The following is a 14,611-nucleotide window of genomic DNA, read 5'->3' as shown; positions in this document are numbered from 1 at the left end:
GGCAGGCTGCCCGCAGTCACGGTGCGATGGCGGTTGCGGCGACCGCGACTCCCCAGGGGCGCGGGGAAGTGCGCGACCAGCCACGACGGGCCCGCACGCGACGCACTTGTCCCCGCACGCGGCAGGCTGCCCGCAGCCACGGTGCGATGGCGGCTGGGGCGAGTGCGACTCCCCAGGGGCGCGGGGAACTGCGCGACCAGCCACGACGGGCCCGCACTGGCACTCGTCCCCGCACCCACACTCAGCCGGACGCATTGCGACGCCGCCTGGTCTGCCACACCGCCGCGCCCGCCAGGAGGGCGACCACGCCGGCGCCGATCGGCAGGCCCAGGGAGGGCCCGCCGTCGGACCCGGTCGCCCCCTTCGCCGTACCGCCGGCCGCCACCCGCTCACCGCAGCCCGCCCCCGGGTAACCGGCGATCGCGCACAGCAGGGCGTTGGCGTCGTAGCGGAGCGGCTTGGCGACGGCGGCCAGCGCGTCCGCGCCGCTCGCCTCGGGGGACACCCGCGCGCACGCCGTACGGCGGGCCGGCGGCACCTCACCGGCCGGCGCGTCCGCCGGCGTACCGAAGTCGAGGACCAGAGCCACCCGCTTCGTACCGGACTTCGCGGGCGTACCCGCGCAGATCGTGTCGAAGTCCGCCGCACCCCGCGGCTGTTCCGCGTCCGCGGAATCCGCGCTCACCGCGAACCGGAAGCCCTGGACCGCGCCGTCGTCGGGACGGACCGACGACGGTCCCTGGGTGGCGTACGTCCAGTGGCCGGCGTCGCGCTCCCAGAAGGACCAGTAGCGGTAGCCGGTGGCACCGGCCGGCGCCGCGGAGCCGAGCAGCAGCAGCGCGGCGGCGAGCACCGGCAGGGCACGGCGGACGACGGTCACGGCTGCCGCTTCTTCCGGCCGCTGAGCAGGAAGCCGATGCCGATGCCGGCGACGAGACCGGCGCCGACGATCCACCAGACGCCGCTGCCGGATTCCTCCGAGTCCGCCTCGTTCGCCGCCGACTCGTGCGCGGCGGAGTCCATCCGCGGTGCCGGGCCGAGTGCGTTGAGGGAGCGGACCAGGCTGGTGCCGTCGAAGTCGCCCGGCTGCTCACCGACGGCGTGCGCGGCGAGGATCAGCTGCGCGTACGCGGCCGGGCCACTCTGTGCCGCCCACGGACCGGCGTTCTTCTCCAGCCAGCCGTACGCCTTCTTCGCCGGCTCGGTCCGGCCGTTCGCGGCGAGCGCGACGACGGCGTCGGCGGTGTTGCCGAAGTCGGGCTGGTCCTCGGCGCCGGCCAGGGCCGACTTCAGGTGACCGGTCTTCGCGACGGCCGCGGCCAGGTAGGCGCCGGCGTTGTCGGCGACCTGCTCCCGGGTGGGGTGGCCGGCCCGGGCGCAGGCGTCCTGCGCCGGCGCCCCGCCGGCCTCCGTCACGAAGCCCTTGCCCAGCGCGCCGAGCAGACCGGCCGCCGTCGCGTCGGCGTTGGCGAGCAGCTCGCCCTTCTTGCCGGGCTGGTAGGCGAGGGCGCCGCCGCCGTCCTGGTCGCACGGGATGGACCGCGCGGCCAGCAGGTCGTAGGGCGTCTTCTCCCCGGTGCGCACCCGCGCGGGGTCCTGGCCGGCCGCGGCGAACGCGCCGATGACGACGCCGGTGGAGTTGGTGTCGCTCGGTCCGCCCGGCGAGTAGCCCCAGCCGCCGTCCTTGTTCTGGGCGTTCGTCAGCCAGACCAGGGCCCGGCGGACCTCCTTGTCGTGCCCGCCGACCGCGCGCAGCGCCTGGACGGCGGCGGCCGTGCTGTTGGTGTCCCGCACCACCTTGCTGTCGCAGTCCCTGGCCGGGGCGGCGCGGAACGCGGCGAACCCGCCGTCGCCGCACTGCTGCCCGACCAGCCAGTCGACCGCCGAGGCGGCCGGCCGGTAGCCGAGCGTGCGCTGGGCGAGCAGGGTCAGCGACTGCCGCCACACACCGTCGTACGTCGGGTCCCCCTTGCCGTACAGCCCGGACGGAACGGTCACCTTCGGGGAGGCGGACGGGGACGGGTCGGCGGCCGTGGCGGGCGCGGCGGCGGCCAGCACGCCTACGGCGGCGAGAGCCGCGGCACTGCGGCGGACGTTCATGGTCGGCGACTGCCTCTCCTGTGGGGAACCGGCAGCGCACGGGAACACCCCGGGCGGCTCGGCTCCGTGTACCTCGACGGTGCCGTGCGCGGCGGGCCGCCGACGCACGCGAGCCGGTCAACGTCCCGCCCGGGGCAGTCCGGCGCACCGCCCTCGGGACGGCTCACGGACCGGGGTGTCCCCGGTTCGAGCGAAGTCGAGAACTCGGGAAAGGGTCAGCGCCGGAATTGCACCGGCTTCCCCCCGTACGGGTGTGATGACGACCCCGTTCACTTTACCGGCCACCCTCACCCGGGCTGCGGGGTGGCCGGGGATACGGGGGCGCGGCGAGCGGAGTCACGGCCGGCGCCTCAGGCCGCGTACGTGTCCGCCGTGGGGGTCACCGTCGCGGTCAGGTGGTCGGCCATGCGGCGCAGGGCCTCGCGGCAGTCGGTGGAGTCCTCGCCCGTCACCACCCAGTGGGCGAGGCGGTCGGAGGTGTCCGCGTGGGGAGCCGCCGTCACCGGGTCGCCGGTCCGCCGGGTGAGGACCATGCGTTCGGCGGACGGCTCGTGTTCGGCGGCGGGGTCCAGGCGCAGGTGGGTCAGGCGGCCGGTCACGGCCGGGTAGGCGAACTGGACCGCGGCGGCCCGCTGCCGGGTCGGGGTCAGCTCCGGGCACCGGCCGGTGGCCAGCGCGGCGGCGGCGCGGGCCAGGTCGACACCGGTGGCCCGCTCCACCAGCAGCGGGATCAGGTCGCCCGGCAGGTGCGGGGCGACACCCAGGACGCGGGGGCCGCGGGCGGTCAGCCGGAGGGTGACGTGGACGACCGTGTGGTTCAGGCCGAGGGCGCGTACGGCCCGTTCCACGCACTGGCGCAGGAAGCGGTTGTGCAGCTCCCCGTCGTGGGCGTGGACGCAGTGCCGCAACGGGCGGCGGGCGGGCGCCGGGCCCGGGGTCGTCCGGGTGAGGGCCACGATCCGGACCTCGTCGTCCAGGACGACGGCCTCGGCGGACACCAGCGGCCCCTCGGTGTCCTCGGGGCCTGCCGCCGGCACCCGGTGCCGCAGCAGCAGCGCCCGTGACTCGGCGGGCTCGGCGCAGACCACGGCCGTCTCGAACGGCAGGCCCGGTAACCCGAGCCGGCCGGTGATCCGCGCGGCGGTGACCAGATGCTCCCGGCACCAGGTCAGCACACCCCCGACCGGTCGCCCGGCCGCGTACCGCAGCACCGCCTCCGCCGTCTGCGCCTCGCGGGCCGGGTCGACGGCGAGGTGCCCGGCCAGGTACGGGCGCGCCCAGGCGGGCGGTTCCGGAGCGGCCAGGACCACCGGGCGGACCGCGGCGATCCGCGCCAGCGGGAACGCGCCGCACGTCTCCAGGCGGCCGGCCCCCAGGAGGACGACGGGCTGCGCCATGGGTGCGCGCACCTCCACTCGGGGGCAAGGCGGACGAGATACACCCCGGGTGCCGCTCCCCCATCGGCGGCACCCGGGGCGGGTCGGATCTTGCTCTCCGTGCCGTGATCCTCACCCACCGCGCCCCCAACTGTCAACGATTGCTGCGTAATTCCGCAGGGAGCCTTGTCACGTCTGGTCGGCGCACGGGCGAGCGGGTAGCCTCGCGTCAGCCCAGCCACCGAACGGACGACACGCCCAGGGGGGACCTCGGTGAGTGACTCCTACGCCTCGCTGGCCGATCTCCTGGACCGGCTGGGCGAGTTGACCGGCCGCCCCGGCCGGCTGCCGGAGACCCTCGACGTGGCCGGCCTCTCCTACCGCACCGGAATCCCCGTCGGCGTCGTCGTCGAACTGCTCTCCGGCGGCCGCGCCCCCGATGCCTGCCTGGCCCAACGCGTGCGCCAGCGGCTGGACTTCATCCGGGAGAGCCGGCGCCGGCCGGACGGCAAGCGGTACTCGCTGGACGAGCTGGCCCGGATCGCCGGCACCAGCCGGCAGTGGCTGAGCGAGTGGCGCAAGAGCGGCATGCCGAGCCTGGAACACGCCGACCGGCTGCGCCGGTTCTTCGGCCTGCCCGCGGGCTTCTTCACCGCGGACGAACCGGAGGCCCTGCACGAGGCGCTCCAGCCGGTGCTCCAGAGCCTGGAGGCCGAGGCGGACCCGCTGCTCCGGCTGCGCGAGAGCGGGCTGGTACGGCTGGCCGCCCGCGCCCCGCAGATGAACGCCCGGCAACTGGCCACCCTGGCCGACCTGGCAGAGATGATCATCGCCTCGGAACGGGCGGGGGACGCCGGGCGTGTCTGAACGGAAGCATTCGAGGTCGCCGAAACGCTTCCTCGACCGGCTCGTGCGCGACACCGCCCGGACCCTCACCCCGCCGACCACGCCGACCGCGTTCCTGCACGCGCTGTGCGCCACGCTCAGCCCGCAGCTGGACCGCCCGGTCCGGCTGAAGTTCGTCGCCTTCCCGCCGGGCCTGGACGTCTCCGGGATCACCCTCGCCCGGGAGGACGACTACATCGTCGTGGTCGAGGAACGGGCCCCGGACGCGCACAAGTTCGTCATCGCCGGACACGAGATCGGCCACATCCACTACGGCACGCTGGACGTCCACTACCCGGCCGGCCTGCCCGCCGCCGCCCGCCGGCTGCTGGCCCGCGCGGACGACGACATCCCCTGGGAGCGGGTGGTCGCCATGGCCACCCGCTCGCCCGCAGCGACGGCGGCCGAGGCCGAGTGGGAGGCCGAGGAGTGCGGGCTGCGGCTCGCGGCGAAGTTCCCCAAGGTCGTCGGTCCGGGCGCGGCCGGCCGGATGACCCAGGACACCCTCACCGACCGGCTCTCGTCCTCGCTCGGCAACATCGGCGGCCCCTGATGCGCTGGGACATCGCCGGCTCCTTCGCCGCCTACACCGTCCCGGCCGCCCTGCTGGCCGTGGCCTTCGTGATCAAAGTGCCGCTGCTGCGGCGCGCGTGGCAGGACCCGATCCTGCGCGCCACCGCCCTGCTGCTCGGCATCGGCGCGGTCACCTTCGCCTCGCTGCCCCCCGCCAACCTGCACCGCATCAACGTGCTCACCGGCATCCCCAACTTCGCGGGCCTGTGGGTGTACTCGCTGCTGACCGCCTACTGCGGCGCGTGCCTGTGGCTCATCATCACCTGGCGCGAGCCGCCGTCCCCGGCCCGCCGCCGGCGCACCCGCCTGGTGTGGGTGGCGTACACCGTCATCATCCTCGGCCTGTGGACGACGTTCCTGCTCGGCGACCACCACGAGGAGCGGCTGCGCGACCTCGACACCCACTACGCCGGCACGCCCTGGATGCGGGAGTTCGTGCTGCTCTACCTCGTCGCCCACCTGGTGTCCGCGCTGGTCGCGGCCGGCATGCTGTGGGCCTGGTACCGGGAGGTCGAGGACACCTGGCTGCGCCGGGCGGTGATCTTCCTCCAGGAGGCGTACGCCCTCGGGCTCCTCTTCGACGTCGCCAAGCTCGCGGCGATCGGCGCCCGCTGGAGCGGCCGGAACTGGGACTGGCTGTCCACCTACGTCGCCCCGCCGTTCGCCATCGCCGAGGCGGGCCTGGTGGCCGTGGCCTTCATCGCCGGCCAGGCCGGTCCGCTGGTGGCGGAGCGCCGGCGGCTGGTGCGCACCCACCGGCGCCTGAAGCCGCTGTGGCAGATCATGCTGACCGTCACCCCGCCGGCGGCGCCCGCGACCGGCCGGGTCAGCGGCGCCGCCCTCCGCCTCGAACTGCGCCGGGCCGCCATCAACGACGGCCTGCTCAAGCTCGGCCCGCACCTGTGCGCGGACCGCCGCGAGCGTGCGGGGCGGGCGGCGAGGACGGCGGGCCACCCGGAGCCCGTCGCGCGGGCCATCGCGGCGGCGGTGGACATCGTCGCCGCCACCGAGGCGCTGCGCGCACCCGGGGACCCCGAGGCCACGCCCGCCCGGCGTCCCGGGCCGCCCGGCGTCCCGGCGAGCGAACTGGAGTGCGTGGCGAACGCATTCCGGCTGCACGCCGCGGACATCGACAGGTTCCGCCGGGAGGCGGCCGCCACGGAAGGTTCCACCACACGTGCCTGACAGACCCACCGCCCGCCGTACCGCACTGGTCATCGGCGGCAGTACGGCCGGCCTGCTCGCCGCGTCCGTGCTCGCCGCCCGCTTCGACGAGGTGACGGTCGTGGAGGCCGACCGGCTGCCGGCGGGCCCCGAGCCGCGCAGGGGCCTGCCCCAGGCCCACCACGCCCACCTGCTGTGGTCCGGAGGCGTGGCCGCCCTGGAGGAACTGCTGCCGGGGATCACCGGGGAGCTGACCGCCCAGGGCGCCGGACTCCTCGGCGCGATGCGCGACCTGGTCAGCAAGGCGCCGTCCGGGCAGTGGTTCCGGCGGTTCACCGACTCCCGGCACCACATGATCGTGTGCAGCCGGGACCTGCTGGACGCGGTGATCCGCGCCGACGTCCTCGCCCGGCGCCGGATCACGCTGCTCGACGGCGTCCGGGTGGCGGGACTGTCCGGCGACCGCCGCCGGGTCACCGGCGTCCGCCTGCCGCCCGGCCCGGACGGCCGGCCCGCCACCCTGCGGGCCGACCTGGTGATCGACGCCAGCGGCCGCGGCTCCCAGGCGGACCACTGGCTGCGCGCGCTCGGCCACGCCCCGGTCGAGGAGCGGGTGGTCGACGCGGGCGTCGCCTACGCCAGCCGCGTCTACGCGGCTCCCATCGACGCGGGGCTGCTGCGCTACCCGGTGGTGAACGTCCAGGCCGACCCGCGGGACGCGCCCGGCCGCGGCGGGATCGTCGTACCGATCGAGGGCGACCGCTGGCTGGTCACGCTCTCCGGCACCCGGGGCGGCCGGCCCACCGCCGACCCGGAGGCGTTCGAGCACTTTGCGCTCACCGGTCTGAAGGACCCGGTCATCGGCCGGCTCCTCGCCCGGGCGAAACCGCTGACCGACCCGGTGACCACCCGCAGCACGGCCAACCGCCGCCGCTACTACGAGAAGAGCGAGACCTGGCCGGAGGGGTTCGCCGTCCTCGGGGACGCCGTCGCCGGCTACAACCCGGTCTACGGCCACGGCCTGTCCGTCGCCGCGCAGAGCGCACTCGCCCTCGGCCGGGCCCTGGACCGCCACGGCCCCACCGCCCCCGGCACCGCCCGCCGCGTCCAGCGCGCGGTGGCCCGGCCCGTCGGCAACGCCTGGAACCTCGCGGTCGGCCAGGACGCCTACTACCCCGGGGCCGCGCCCCAGCCGCCGACCTTCGTCGAACGCCTGCTGACCGCCTACGTCGACAAGGCGGTGGCCGCCGGCTCCGAGAATCCGCACGCCCTGCGCGGCCTGCTCGACGTGATGAGCCTGCGCACCCCGCCTGCCCGCCTGTTCGCCCCCGACATGCTGTGGCACGTGGTCACCGGCCCGCGCAAGGGGCCCCTGCCCGGCCCACCACTGACCGAGGCGGAACGCGAGGCGGCGGGCCTGGACTGACCTCGGCCACGGCCGTCCTGCGCTGCGCCGCGACCGCCACCGCCCGTGCGGCCGGTGAGCGGTTCCACGGAGCGCACCCGGAGCACAGGACGGTCCGCCTCCCGGCCGGGGCCCAGCCCGTGGGCGCCCGCCGGCACAGGGAGGGCCGGCCGAGCCGCGGGGTACGCTCCTGCGGTTTTCGACGAGCTACCGACCGGGTGAGGAAGACAGCGTGCACACGTCCGAGGCCGAGCAACTGATCGAGCAGGCGTACCAGGCGTGGGACGCCGAGGACTGGCCGACCGCGGCCGGTCTCCTGGAGCGGGTGCTCGCCCACTTCCCCGACGAGGAGCGCAGCGCGGTGTGGTGGTACGACGCCGCGCTCGGCCACAAGTTCCTGCGCAACTGGGCGAAGGCGTACGAGCTGGGCCGGGAGGCCGCCGCCCGCGCCCCGCGCGGCGAGGGCGATCCGGCGTTCTGGAACCTGGGCATCGCGGCCACCATCCAGCGGGACTGGGCCACCGCGCGACAGGCCTGGGAGGGCTTCGGCATCCGGCTGCCGCAGGGGGAGGGCCGGATCGACGGCCGCTTCGGTCCGGCCTGCGTGCGCCTGGACACCGGCGGCGAGCGGGAGGTCGTCTGGATCGACCGGCTCTGCCCGACCCGCGGCCGCGTGATGAACGTGCCCGTCTCCGGCGGCCGCCGCTTCGGCGAGATCGTCGTGCACGACGGCGAGCCGACGGGCCGCCGGGTGGTCGACGGCCGTGAGTACCCGGTCTTCGACGAACTCCTGCTCTTCGAAGCCTCCGACCTGCCGACGCTGAGGGTGACGGTGCATGCGGGCGAGGCCGCCGACGTCGAAGCGCTGGCCGACTTCTTCGGTGAACAGGGATACGGCGCCGAGCCCGCGAGCGGCTTCGAGCTGCTGTGCGCCTGCTGCAGCGAGGGCACGCTGGAGCAGGCGCCCAGGACCCACGCGGGCACCCAGCAGGTGTGCCTTGCGGCCCCGGAGGAAGAGGCCCGCCGCCTGCTCACGGAGTGGGCCGGCGGCAACGGCACAGGCAGGAGCTGGAGCGGCTTGGCGCCGGTCGACTGAAGAGTCCGGCCCCGGCGTTGGCAATTGGTGGGAAATGATGGGTTCAGACAGGGGGTGCCCGTTGTATCCTGAAATCAGCCTACGAGGCGAGTGAGGGAGTCCCACCGGAGTAGCCGACTCAGGCGAGATGCGCAGGTATCCGCCCGGGCCGACAGCGACGGTAGGGCTGAGAGGTCGAAAGGCAGCAGTCAGGCCGGACGACGACCCCCATTACCTGATCCGGACCATACCGGCGAAGGGAACCCGTCTCGTAGGTCTTCTCGTGCCCGGGTCTTCTCGTGCCCCGGTTTTCTCGTGCCCCGGTTTTCTCGTGCCCCGGTTTTCTCGTGCCCCGGTTTTCTCGTGCCCGCCGGCCTTCCGTTTCGCCGGCGGGTTTTTCCGTGCCCGCAGGCCCGCCCGGCGCAGCGCGGCGCGCGCGGTGCCCGGACAGGTGTCCGGACAGGTGCCCGGGGTGCCGCGGCGGCGCGGGCGGCGGTGGTCAGGGACCGGTGGCCGGGTCCGTCAGGTCGATCAGGCGGCAGGCCGTCTCGATGTCCCTCTTCACCTGGGCGATGGAGGCGCGGCCCGAGAGCCAGGTGATGAGCGCCGAGTGCCAGGTGTGCTCGATGACCCGGACCGCGGAGAGCTGCTCGGGGCCGGGGTGCTCCAGCCCCATCGCGTCCAGGATGATCGCCGTCGTCTGGCGGGAGACCTGGTCGACCTCGGGCGAGACGCTCCGGTCGGCGAACGTGAGGGCGCGGACCATCGCGTCGGCCAGCTGCGGCTCGCGCTGGAGGGCCCGGAAGGCGCGCATCAGGGTCTCCGCGACCCGCTCCGCCGCCGTGTCGCCCGCCGGGGGCTTCTTGCGCAGGGTGCCGTGCATCTGCTCCAGCTGGTCCTGCATGGTGGCGACCAGCAGGTGCACCTTGGACGGGAAGTAGCGGTACAGCGTGCCGAGGGCGACCTGCGAGGACTCGGCGACCTCCCGCATCTGCACGGCGTCGAAACCGCCCCGGCCGGCCAGCTGCGCGCTCGCTTGCAGGATCCGGCGGCGGCGGGCCGCCTGCCGTTCCGTGAGGGCCGGCGAGGCCGGGCGGGAGGAGCTGGCTTCCGCGGGCATGGGTCCCGTCCATGGCAGTCGGTGAGGCCGTTCGCGGGCTCGCGGTCACCCGGCGCGGCCGGGTCGCCGGCCGTGGCGCGAATCACCTGATCCACTGCTCACAGCACCCCTACCTGCCGGTAGATTCAGAGCCTCTTGAACGATCAAGTCTGAAACTTGTTCTAGATTAGCGTCCCGTCGTAGTCTCGCGGGGCAGTGCTGGCAGAAGGGGGCACGGAGTGACCGCTGAGGCCCGGGAAGCGGGCGCCCAGGAGGACCCCGCGGCCGGTGGGCGTCCCTCCCGTCCAGGCGCGGCCGGCAGGGGAGAGGAACGACCGCTCAACATCGCGCTCCTCACCTACAAGGGCAACCCGTTCTGCGGCGGCCAGGGTGTCTACGTACGGCACCTCTCGCGCGAACTGGCCCGCCTCGGCCACCGGGTGGAGGTCATCGGTTCCCAGCCGTATCCGGTGCTCGACGACGGCTACCCCCGGCTCACCCTCACCGAACTGCCCAGCCTGGACCTCTACCGCCAGCCCGACCCCTTCCGCACTCCGAAGCGGGACGAGTACCGGGACTGGATCGACGCCGTCGAGGTCGCGACCATGTGGACGGGCGGCTTCCCCGAGCCGCTGACCTTCTCGCTCCGCGCCCGCCGCCATCTGCGCGCCCGCCGCGGCGAGTTCGACGTCGTCCACGACAACCAGACCCTGGGCTACGGGCTCCTGGGCGACATCGGCGCACCCCTGGTCACCACCATCCACCACCCCATCACCGTCGACCGGCAGCTGGAACTGGACGCGGCCGCGACCTGGCAGCGCCGCTACTCGGTGCGCCGCTGGTACGCCTTCACCCGCATGCAGAAGCGGGTCGCCCGCCGCCTGCCCTCGGTCCTCACCGTCTCCGGCTCCTCCCGCCAGGAGATCGTGGACCACCTCGGCGTCCGCGACGACCGGGTCCACGTCGTCCACATCGGCGCCGACACCGACCTGTTCGCGCCTGATCCGGCCGTCCCCGAGGTGCCGGGCCGGATCGTCACCACCTCCAGCGCGGACGTGCCGCTGAAGGGCCTGGTATTCCTCGTGGAGGCGCTCGCCAAGGTGCGCACCGAGCACCCGGCCGCCCACCTCGTCGTCGTCGGCAAGCGCCCGCAGGAGGGCCCGGTCGCGCGTGCCGTCGAGCGGTACGGCCTCCACGGCGCCGTCGAGTTCGTCAAGGGCATCTCCGACGCCGAACTGGTCGACCTGCTCCGCTCCGCCCAGGTGGCCTGCGTGCCCTCCCTCTACGAGGGCTTCTCGCTGCCCGCCGCCGAGGCCATGGCCACCGGCACCCCGCTGCTCGCCACCACCGGCGGCGCGATCCCCGAGGTCGCCGGCCGCGACGGCGAGACCTGCCTGGCCGTACCGCCCGGTGACGCGGGGGCGCTGGCCGCCGGCCTCGGCCGGCTCCTCGGCGACCCGGAGCTGCGCATGCGGCTCGGCCGCGCCGGCCGCGAGCGGGTGCTCCGGCACTTCACCTGGGCACGGGCCGCCGAGGGCACGGTGGCCCGCTACCGCGAGGCCATCGCCCGCTCCGCGGGCCCCCGCCGCGCGGCGGCGGGCGACAGCCCCCTCGCGCCCGGCAACTCCCCCGTACCCGACAGCCCCGGCCGTCCCCCGGCCCCGGCAAGTGTTGCAGGCGTCTCCTCCGAAAGCAGGGCCACGTGCTGACCGTCGACTTCTCCCGGTTCCCGCTCGCCCCGGGCGACCGTGTCCTGGACCTCGGCTGCGGGGCCGGCCGGCACGCCTTCGAGTGCTACCGGCGCGGCGCCCAGGTCGTGGCCCTGGACCAGAACGGCGAGGAGATCCGCGAGGTCGCCAAGTGGTTCGCGGCGATGAAGGAGGCCGGGGAGGCCCCCGAGGGCGCCACGGCCACCGCGATGGAGGGTGACGCGCTGGCGCTGCCCTTCCCGGACGAGTCCTTCGACGTCGTCATCATCTCCGAGGTGATGGAGCACATCCCCGACGACAAGGGCGTGCTCGCGGAGATGGTGCGCGTGCTCAAGCCGGGCGGGCGCATCGCCGTCACCGTGCCGCGCTACGGCCCCGAGAAGGTCTGCTGGGCGCTGTCCGACGCCTACCACGAGGTCGAGGGCGGCCACATCCGCATCTACAAGGCCGACGAACTGATCGCACGGATCCGCGAGGCGGGCCTCAGGCCGTACGGCAGCCACCACGCGCACGCGCTGCACTCGCCGTACTGGTGGCTGAAGTGCGCGTTCGGCGTCGACAACGACAAGGCGCTGCCGGTGCGGGCGTACCACAAGCTGCTGGTCTGGGACATCATGAAGAAGCCGCTCGCCACCCGCCTCGCCGAGCAGGCGCTCAATCCGCTGATCGGCAAGAGCTTCGTGGTCTACGCGACCAAGCCGCACCTGCCCCGCCTCGCCGAGAACGCCGGGGTGGCCGGCCGGTGACCACCCCCCGGACGGAACACCTGGTGCTGCCCGGGGTCCTCACCGCAGAGCAGGCCGCCGCGACCGTCGCCGGCATCCTCGCCGTACAGCGGGAGGACGGGGCGATCCCGTGGTTCCGGGGGCACCACCTGGACCCCTGGGACCACACCGAGGCCGCCATGGCCCTGGACGCGGCCGGTGAGCACGAGGCCGCCGAGCGGGCGTACGACTGGCTCGCCCGGCACCAGAACGAGGACGGCTCCTGGTACGCCGCCTACGCCGACGGCGCCCACGACGACGTCACCGACCGCGCCCGCGAGTCGAACTTCGTCGCCTACATAGCCGTCGGCGTCTGGCACCACTACCTGTCCACGGGCGACGACACGTTCCTGGACCGCATGTGGCCGACCGTCTACGGGGCCGTGGAGTGGGTGCTGCGGCTCCAGCAGCCCGGCGGCGAGATCGGCTGGCGCCGCGAGGACGACGGTACGGCCACGACGGAGGCCCTGCTCACCGGCAGCTCCTCCATCCACCACGCGCTGCGCTGCGCCCTCGCCATCGCCGAGCAGCGCGAAGAGCCGCAGCCGGACTGGGAGTTGGCGGCCGGGGCGCTGCGCCACGCGATCCGCCGGCACCCCGAGCGCTTCCTGGACAAGGACCGTTACTCGATGGACTGGTACTACCCGGTCCTCGGCGGCGCCCTCACCGGGGTGGAGGCCAAGGCCCGCATCGAGGAGTCCTGGGACCGCTTCGTCGTCCCCGGCCTCGGCGTGCGCTGCGTGGTCCCCAACCCGTGGGTGACCGGCGGCGAGTCCAGCGAACTCGCCCTGGCCCTGTGGGCGGTGGGCGAGTCCGACCGGGCCCTGGAGATCCTCCAGTCCATCCAGCACCTGCGGGACCCGGAGAGCGGCCTGTACTGGACGGGCTACGTCTTCGACGACGACGCGGTCTGGCCGCGTGAGCTGACCACCTGGACGGCCGGCTCCCTGCTGCTGGCCGTCGCCGCACTCGGCGGCCACGACGCCACCTGCGCGGTCTTCGGCGGCGAACACCTGCCGGCCGGCCTCGACCCGGAGTGCTGCACCTGACCACGGGACCGCCTCCGGGGGGTGCCCCCGGACCCCCGGGTCGTGCGACCACGGTGTTCCGGGGGTCCGGCGGGGTGTGTTGTTCGGCCGTTCAGTGCCGGTGCATGCGGTTGGCGATGGCGTGGCCCACGAAGAGGTAGACCACGGCGGCCAGGCCGTACCCGGCCACCACCCGGGCCCACGCCGCATCGAAGGTGAACAGGTCATGCGACCACCCGGCCAGCCAGGAGGCCGCGTCATGGACGAACTGCACCAGGTCGTTGCCCCGGTTCGCGTCCAGCAGGTACATCAGGATCCACAGGCCGAGGATGAGGGCCATGATGTCGGCGACGACCGCGATGACCGTGCCGGCCTGATTCGCGCCGTTGCGATATCGAGGAGACATACCTTGCGGGTTGCCGGGCGACGCACCGTGAAACCCGGCCGCCGCTTCCCCCCGGCGTCCACCTGTTGACGCATCGTCAGACGTCGTGCGTAACACGGCCGTACGGCAACGGCCCCCCGCCCAGAAGGGCGAGGGGCCGGTGTGCTTGCGGGCCGGGTCAGCCGCGCTGGATGCCGGACGTGTCCTGGAGCACGCCACGGCGGCCGTCCTGGGTCTGGGCGACGAGCGCGGCACCGCGCTGCTCGACGGCCAGGTACCAGGTGCCCGGCGCCAGTTCGGCGATCTGGTTCTGCGAGCCGTCCTCCGCGAACAGCGGGCGCTGCACCGGCACGGCGAACCAGAAGGGGGAGAACTCACCGGCGGTCGGCTGCGGCGCCGGGGCACCCTGCGGCGCCGGCGGCTGCTGACCGTACGGCTGGCCCGGCTGCGGCTGCGCGCCGTACGGCTGCGGCTGCTGCGGCTGGGCACCCGGGTAGCCGTAACCACCGGGCGGCTGGGCGCCGTAGGGCTGCGGGGCGACCGGCTTGGGGGCCGGGACAAGGGCGGCCTGGAGAGCGGGGACCAGCGGGGTGGCGATGGCAGCGGCGGCCATGACCAGGGTGGCGATGAGTGCGAGGATCAAGCCCGTGCCGGCGCTCGGACCGTCGCTGGAGCCGCCGCCGACGTTGTTCGCACCGCCGGACGGGTCGAAGATGTTGCCGAGCGCGCTCCACGCGGCGAACACCGCGAACGCGGCGCCCAGCGTTCCGAGTTCGAGACCGGCCACCTTGCGCGGCTGCGGCAGCGACCGGGCGAGGACGATGAGCACGGCGCCGAAGATCCCCGCCAGCACGACGCTCATCAGGACCGGTCCGCTTGCCCAGAGGTTCGGGAGATCGTAGTCGTCCGGGGCGCCGTCCACGGAGTAGTTGTCGAGGAACGACGCGATGAACAGCAACACCGCTGCTCCGATCACCACGCCGTCGCCTCTAGTGAGGGAGCGGATATTCACTTCAGGTCCTTCGTAGGTCGTCTCGTCGTCGGTAGA

14 protein-coding genes and 1 riboswitch are annotated in these 14,611 nt (G+C 74.3%); of the genes, 8 read left to right on the top strand and 6 right to left on the bottom strand.

Annotated elements, in window-relative coordinates:
* Positions 1 to 241: 241 nt before the first annotated feature.
* From ABZ576_RS01980 to ABZ576_RS01970, 3 genes are all read right to left on the bottom strand, one after another.
* A complete protein-coding gene (locus ABZ576_RS01980) occupies positions 242 to 880 on the bottom strand; it encodes an SCO2322 family protein (RefSeq protein ID WP_360734742.1) in 639 nt (212 codons plus the stop codon).
* Positions 877 to 2,100, bottom strand: a complete 1,224-nt coding sequence (locus ABZ576_RS01975; RefSeq protein WP_360734739.1) for a prenyltransferase/squalene oxidase repeat-containing protein — start codon at positions 2,098 to 2,100, stop codon at positions 877 to 879. Before ABZ576_RS01975 ends, ABZ576_RS01980 begins: the two co-directional genes overlap by 4 nt.
* A 350-nt stretch (positions 2,101 to 2,450) precedes the next feature.
* Positions 2,451 to 3,497: a hypothetical protein gene (locus tag ABZ576_RS01970; RefSeq protein WP_360734737.1), complete on the bottom strand. Its 1,047-nt coding sequence runs from the start codon at positions 3,495 to 3,497 to the stop codon at positions 2,451 to 2,453.
* Positions 3,498 to 3,749: 252 nt separating this feature from the next.
* Here ABZ576_RS01970 and ABZ576_RS01965 point away from each other — a divergent pair, with 252 nt between their 5' ends.
* The 5 genes from ABZ576_RS01965 (at position 3,750) to ABZ576_RS01945 (ending at position 8,599) form a co-directional block, all read left to right on the top strand.
* A complete protein-coding gene (locus ABZ576_RS01965; RefSeq protein ID WP_360734735.1) occupies positions 3,750 to 4,343 on the top strand; it encodes a helix-turn-helix transcriptional regulator in 594 nt (197 codons plus the stop codon).
* Positions 4,336 to 4,914 (top strand): hypothetical protein, encoded by a 579-nt coding sequence (locus ABZ576_RS01960; protein ID WP_360734732.1) that lies wholly within the window; start codon positions 4,336 to 4,338, stop codon positions 4,912 to 4,914. Before ABZ576_RS01965 ends, ABZ576_RS01960 begins: the two co-directional genes overlap by 8 nt.
* Entirely contained in the window at positions 4,914 to 6,119 is a 1,206-nt protein-coding gene (locus ABZ576_RS01955) for an MAB_1171c family putative transporter (protein ID WP_360734729.1), read from the top strand. Before ABZ576_RS01960 ends, ABZ576_RS01955 begins: the two co-directional genes overlap by 1 nt.
* Positions 6,112 to 7,524 (top strand): FAD-dependent monooxygenase, encoded by a 1,413-nt coding sequence (locus tag ABZ576_RS01950; RefSeq protein ID WP_360734726.1) that lies wholly within the window; start codon positions 6,112 to 6,114, stop codon positions 7,522 to 7,524. The genes ABZ576_RS01955 and ABZ576_RS01950 overlap by 8 nt, the downstream gene beginning before the upstream one ends.
* A 211-nt stretch (positions 7,525 to 7,735) precedes the next feature.
* On the top strand, positions 7,736 to 8,599 hold the full coding sequence (locus ABZ576_RS01945) for a tetratricopeptide repeat protein (RefSeq protein WP_360734723.1): 864 nt from the start codon (positions 7,736 to 7,738) through the stop codon (positions 8,597 to 8,599).
* A gap of 40 nt (positions 8,600 to 8,639) precedes the next feature.
* A riboswitch (TPP riboswitch) is annotated at positions 8,640 to 8,860 on the top strand.
* A gap of 217 nt (positions 8,861 to 9,077) precedes the next feature.
* On the opposite strand, the gene ABZ576_RS01940 is transcribed toward ABZ576_RS01945, so the two are convergent.
* A complete protein-coding gene (locus tag ABZ576_RS01940; protein WP_360734720.1) occupies positions 9,078 to 9,698 on the bottom strand; it encodes a TetR family transcriptional regulator in 621 nt (206 codons plus the stop codon).
* Between the two features lie 218 nt (positions 9,699 to 9,916).
* On the opposite strand from ABZ576_RS01940, the gene ABZ576_RS01935 reads away from it, so the two are divergent.
* Genes ABZ576_RS01935 through ABZ576_RS01925 form a run of 3 tightly spaced genes read left to right on the top strand, consistent with a single transcriptional unit; the run spans position 9,917 to position 13,199 of the window.
* Positions 9,917 to 11,386 carry a glycosyltransferase family 4 protein gene (locus ABZ576_RS01935; protein WP_360734717.1) on the top strand — a complete coding sequence of 490 codons (1,470 nt, stop codon included), beginning with the start codon at positions 9,917 to 9,919 and terminating at the stop codon, positions 11,384 to 11,386.
* On the top strand, positions 11,380 to 12,132 hold the full coding sequence (locus tag ABZ576_RS01930) for a class I SAM-dependent methyltransferase (RefSeq protein ID WP_360734714.1): 753 nt from the start codon (positions 11,380 to 11,382) through the stop codon (positions 12,130 to 12,132). The genes ABZ576_RS01935 and ABZ576_RS01930 overlap by 7 nt, the downstream gene beginning before the upstream one ends.
* On the top strand, positions 12,129 to 13,199 hold the full coding sequence (locus ABZ576_RS01925; protein ID WP_360734711.1) for a prenyltransferase/squalene oxidase repeat-containing protein: 1,071 nt from the start codon (positions 12,129 to 12,131) through the stop codon (positions 13,197 to 13,199). The genes ABZ576_RS01930 and ABZ576_RS01925 overlap by 4 nt, the downstream gene beginning before the upstream one ends.
* A 91-nt stretch (positions 13,200 to 13,290) precedes the next feature.
* Here ABZ576_RS01925 and ABZ576_RS01920 read toward each other — a convergent pair whose 3' ends face one another.
* Positions 13,291 to 13,584, bottom strand: coding sequence for a hypothetical protein (locus ABZ576_RS01920; RefSeq protein WP_360734708.1), 294 nt, complete (start codon positions 13,582 to 13,584; stop codon positions 13,291 to 13,293).
* 157 nt (positions 13,585 to 13,741) lie between these two features.
* Positions 13,742 to 14,575, bottom strand: coding sequence for a hypothetical protein (locus ABZ576_RS01915; RefSeq protein WP_360734705.1), 834 nt, complete (start codon positions 14,573 to 14,575; stop codon positions 13,742 to 13,744).
* Positions 14,576 to 14,611: the final 36 nt, after the last annotated feature.

It is taken from the genome of Streptomyces sp. NPDC013455 (assembly GCF_040632975.1).
Lineage (GTDB): Bacteria > Actinomycetota > Actinomycetes > Streptomycetales > Streptomycetaceae > Streptomyces.
Note: the sequence above shows the minus strand (reverse complement) of the source record. Positions and strands in the feature narration are given on the sequence as shown.

What these genes read in the sequence shown, in the direction of transcription:
- ABZ576_RS01940 (WP_360734720.1), bottom strand. Translation starts at nt 9,698, where the DNA reads ATGCCCGCGGAAGCCAGCTCCTCCCGCCCGGCCTCGCCGGCCCTCACG.
- ABZ576_RS01975 (WP_360734739.1), bottom strand. Translation starts at nt 2,100, where the DNA reads ATGAACGTCCGCCGCAGTGCCGCGGCTCTCGCCGCCGTAGGCGTGCTG.
- ABZ576_RS01970 (WP_360734737.1), bottom strand. Translation starts at nt 3,497, where the DNA reads ATGGCGCAGCCCGTCGTCCTCCTGGGGGCCGGCCGCCTGGAGACGTGC.
- ABZ576_RS01920 (WP_360734708.1), bottom strand. Translation starts at nt 13,584, where the DNA reads ATGTCTCCTCGATATCGCAACGGCGCGAATCAGGCCGGCACGGTCATC.
- ABZ576_RS01955 (WP_360734729.1), top strand. Translation starts at nt 4,914, where the DNA reads ATGCGCTGGGACATCGCCGGCTCCTTCGCCGCCTACACCGTCCCGGCC.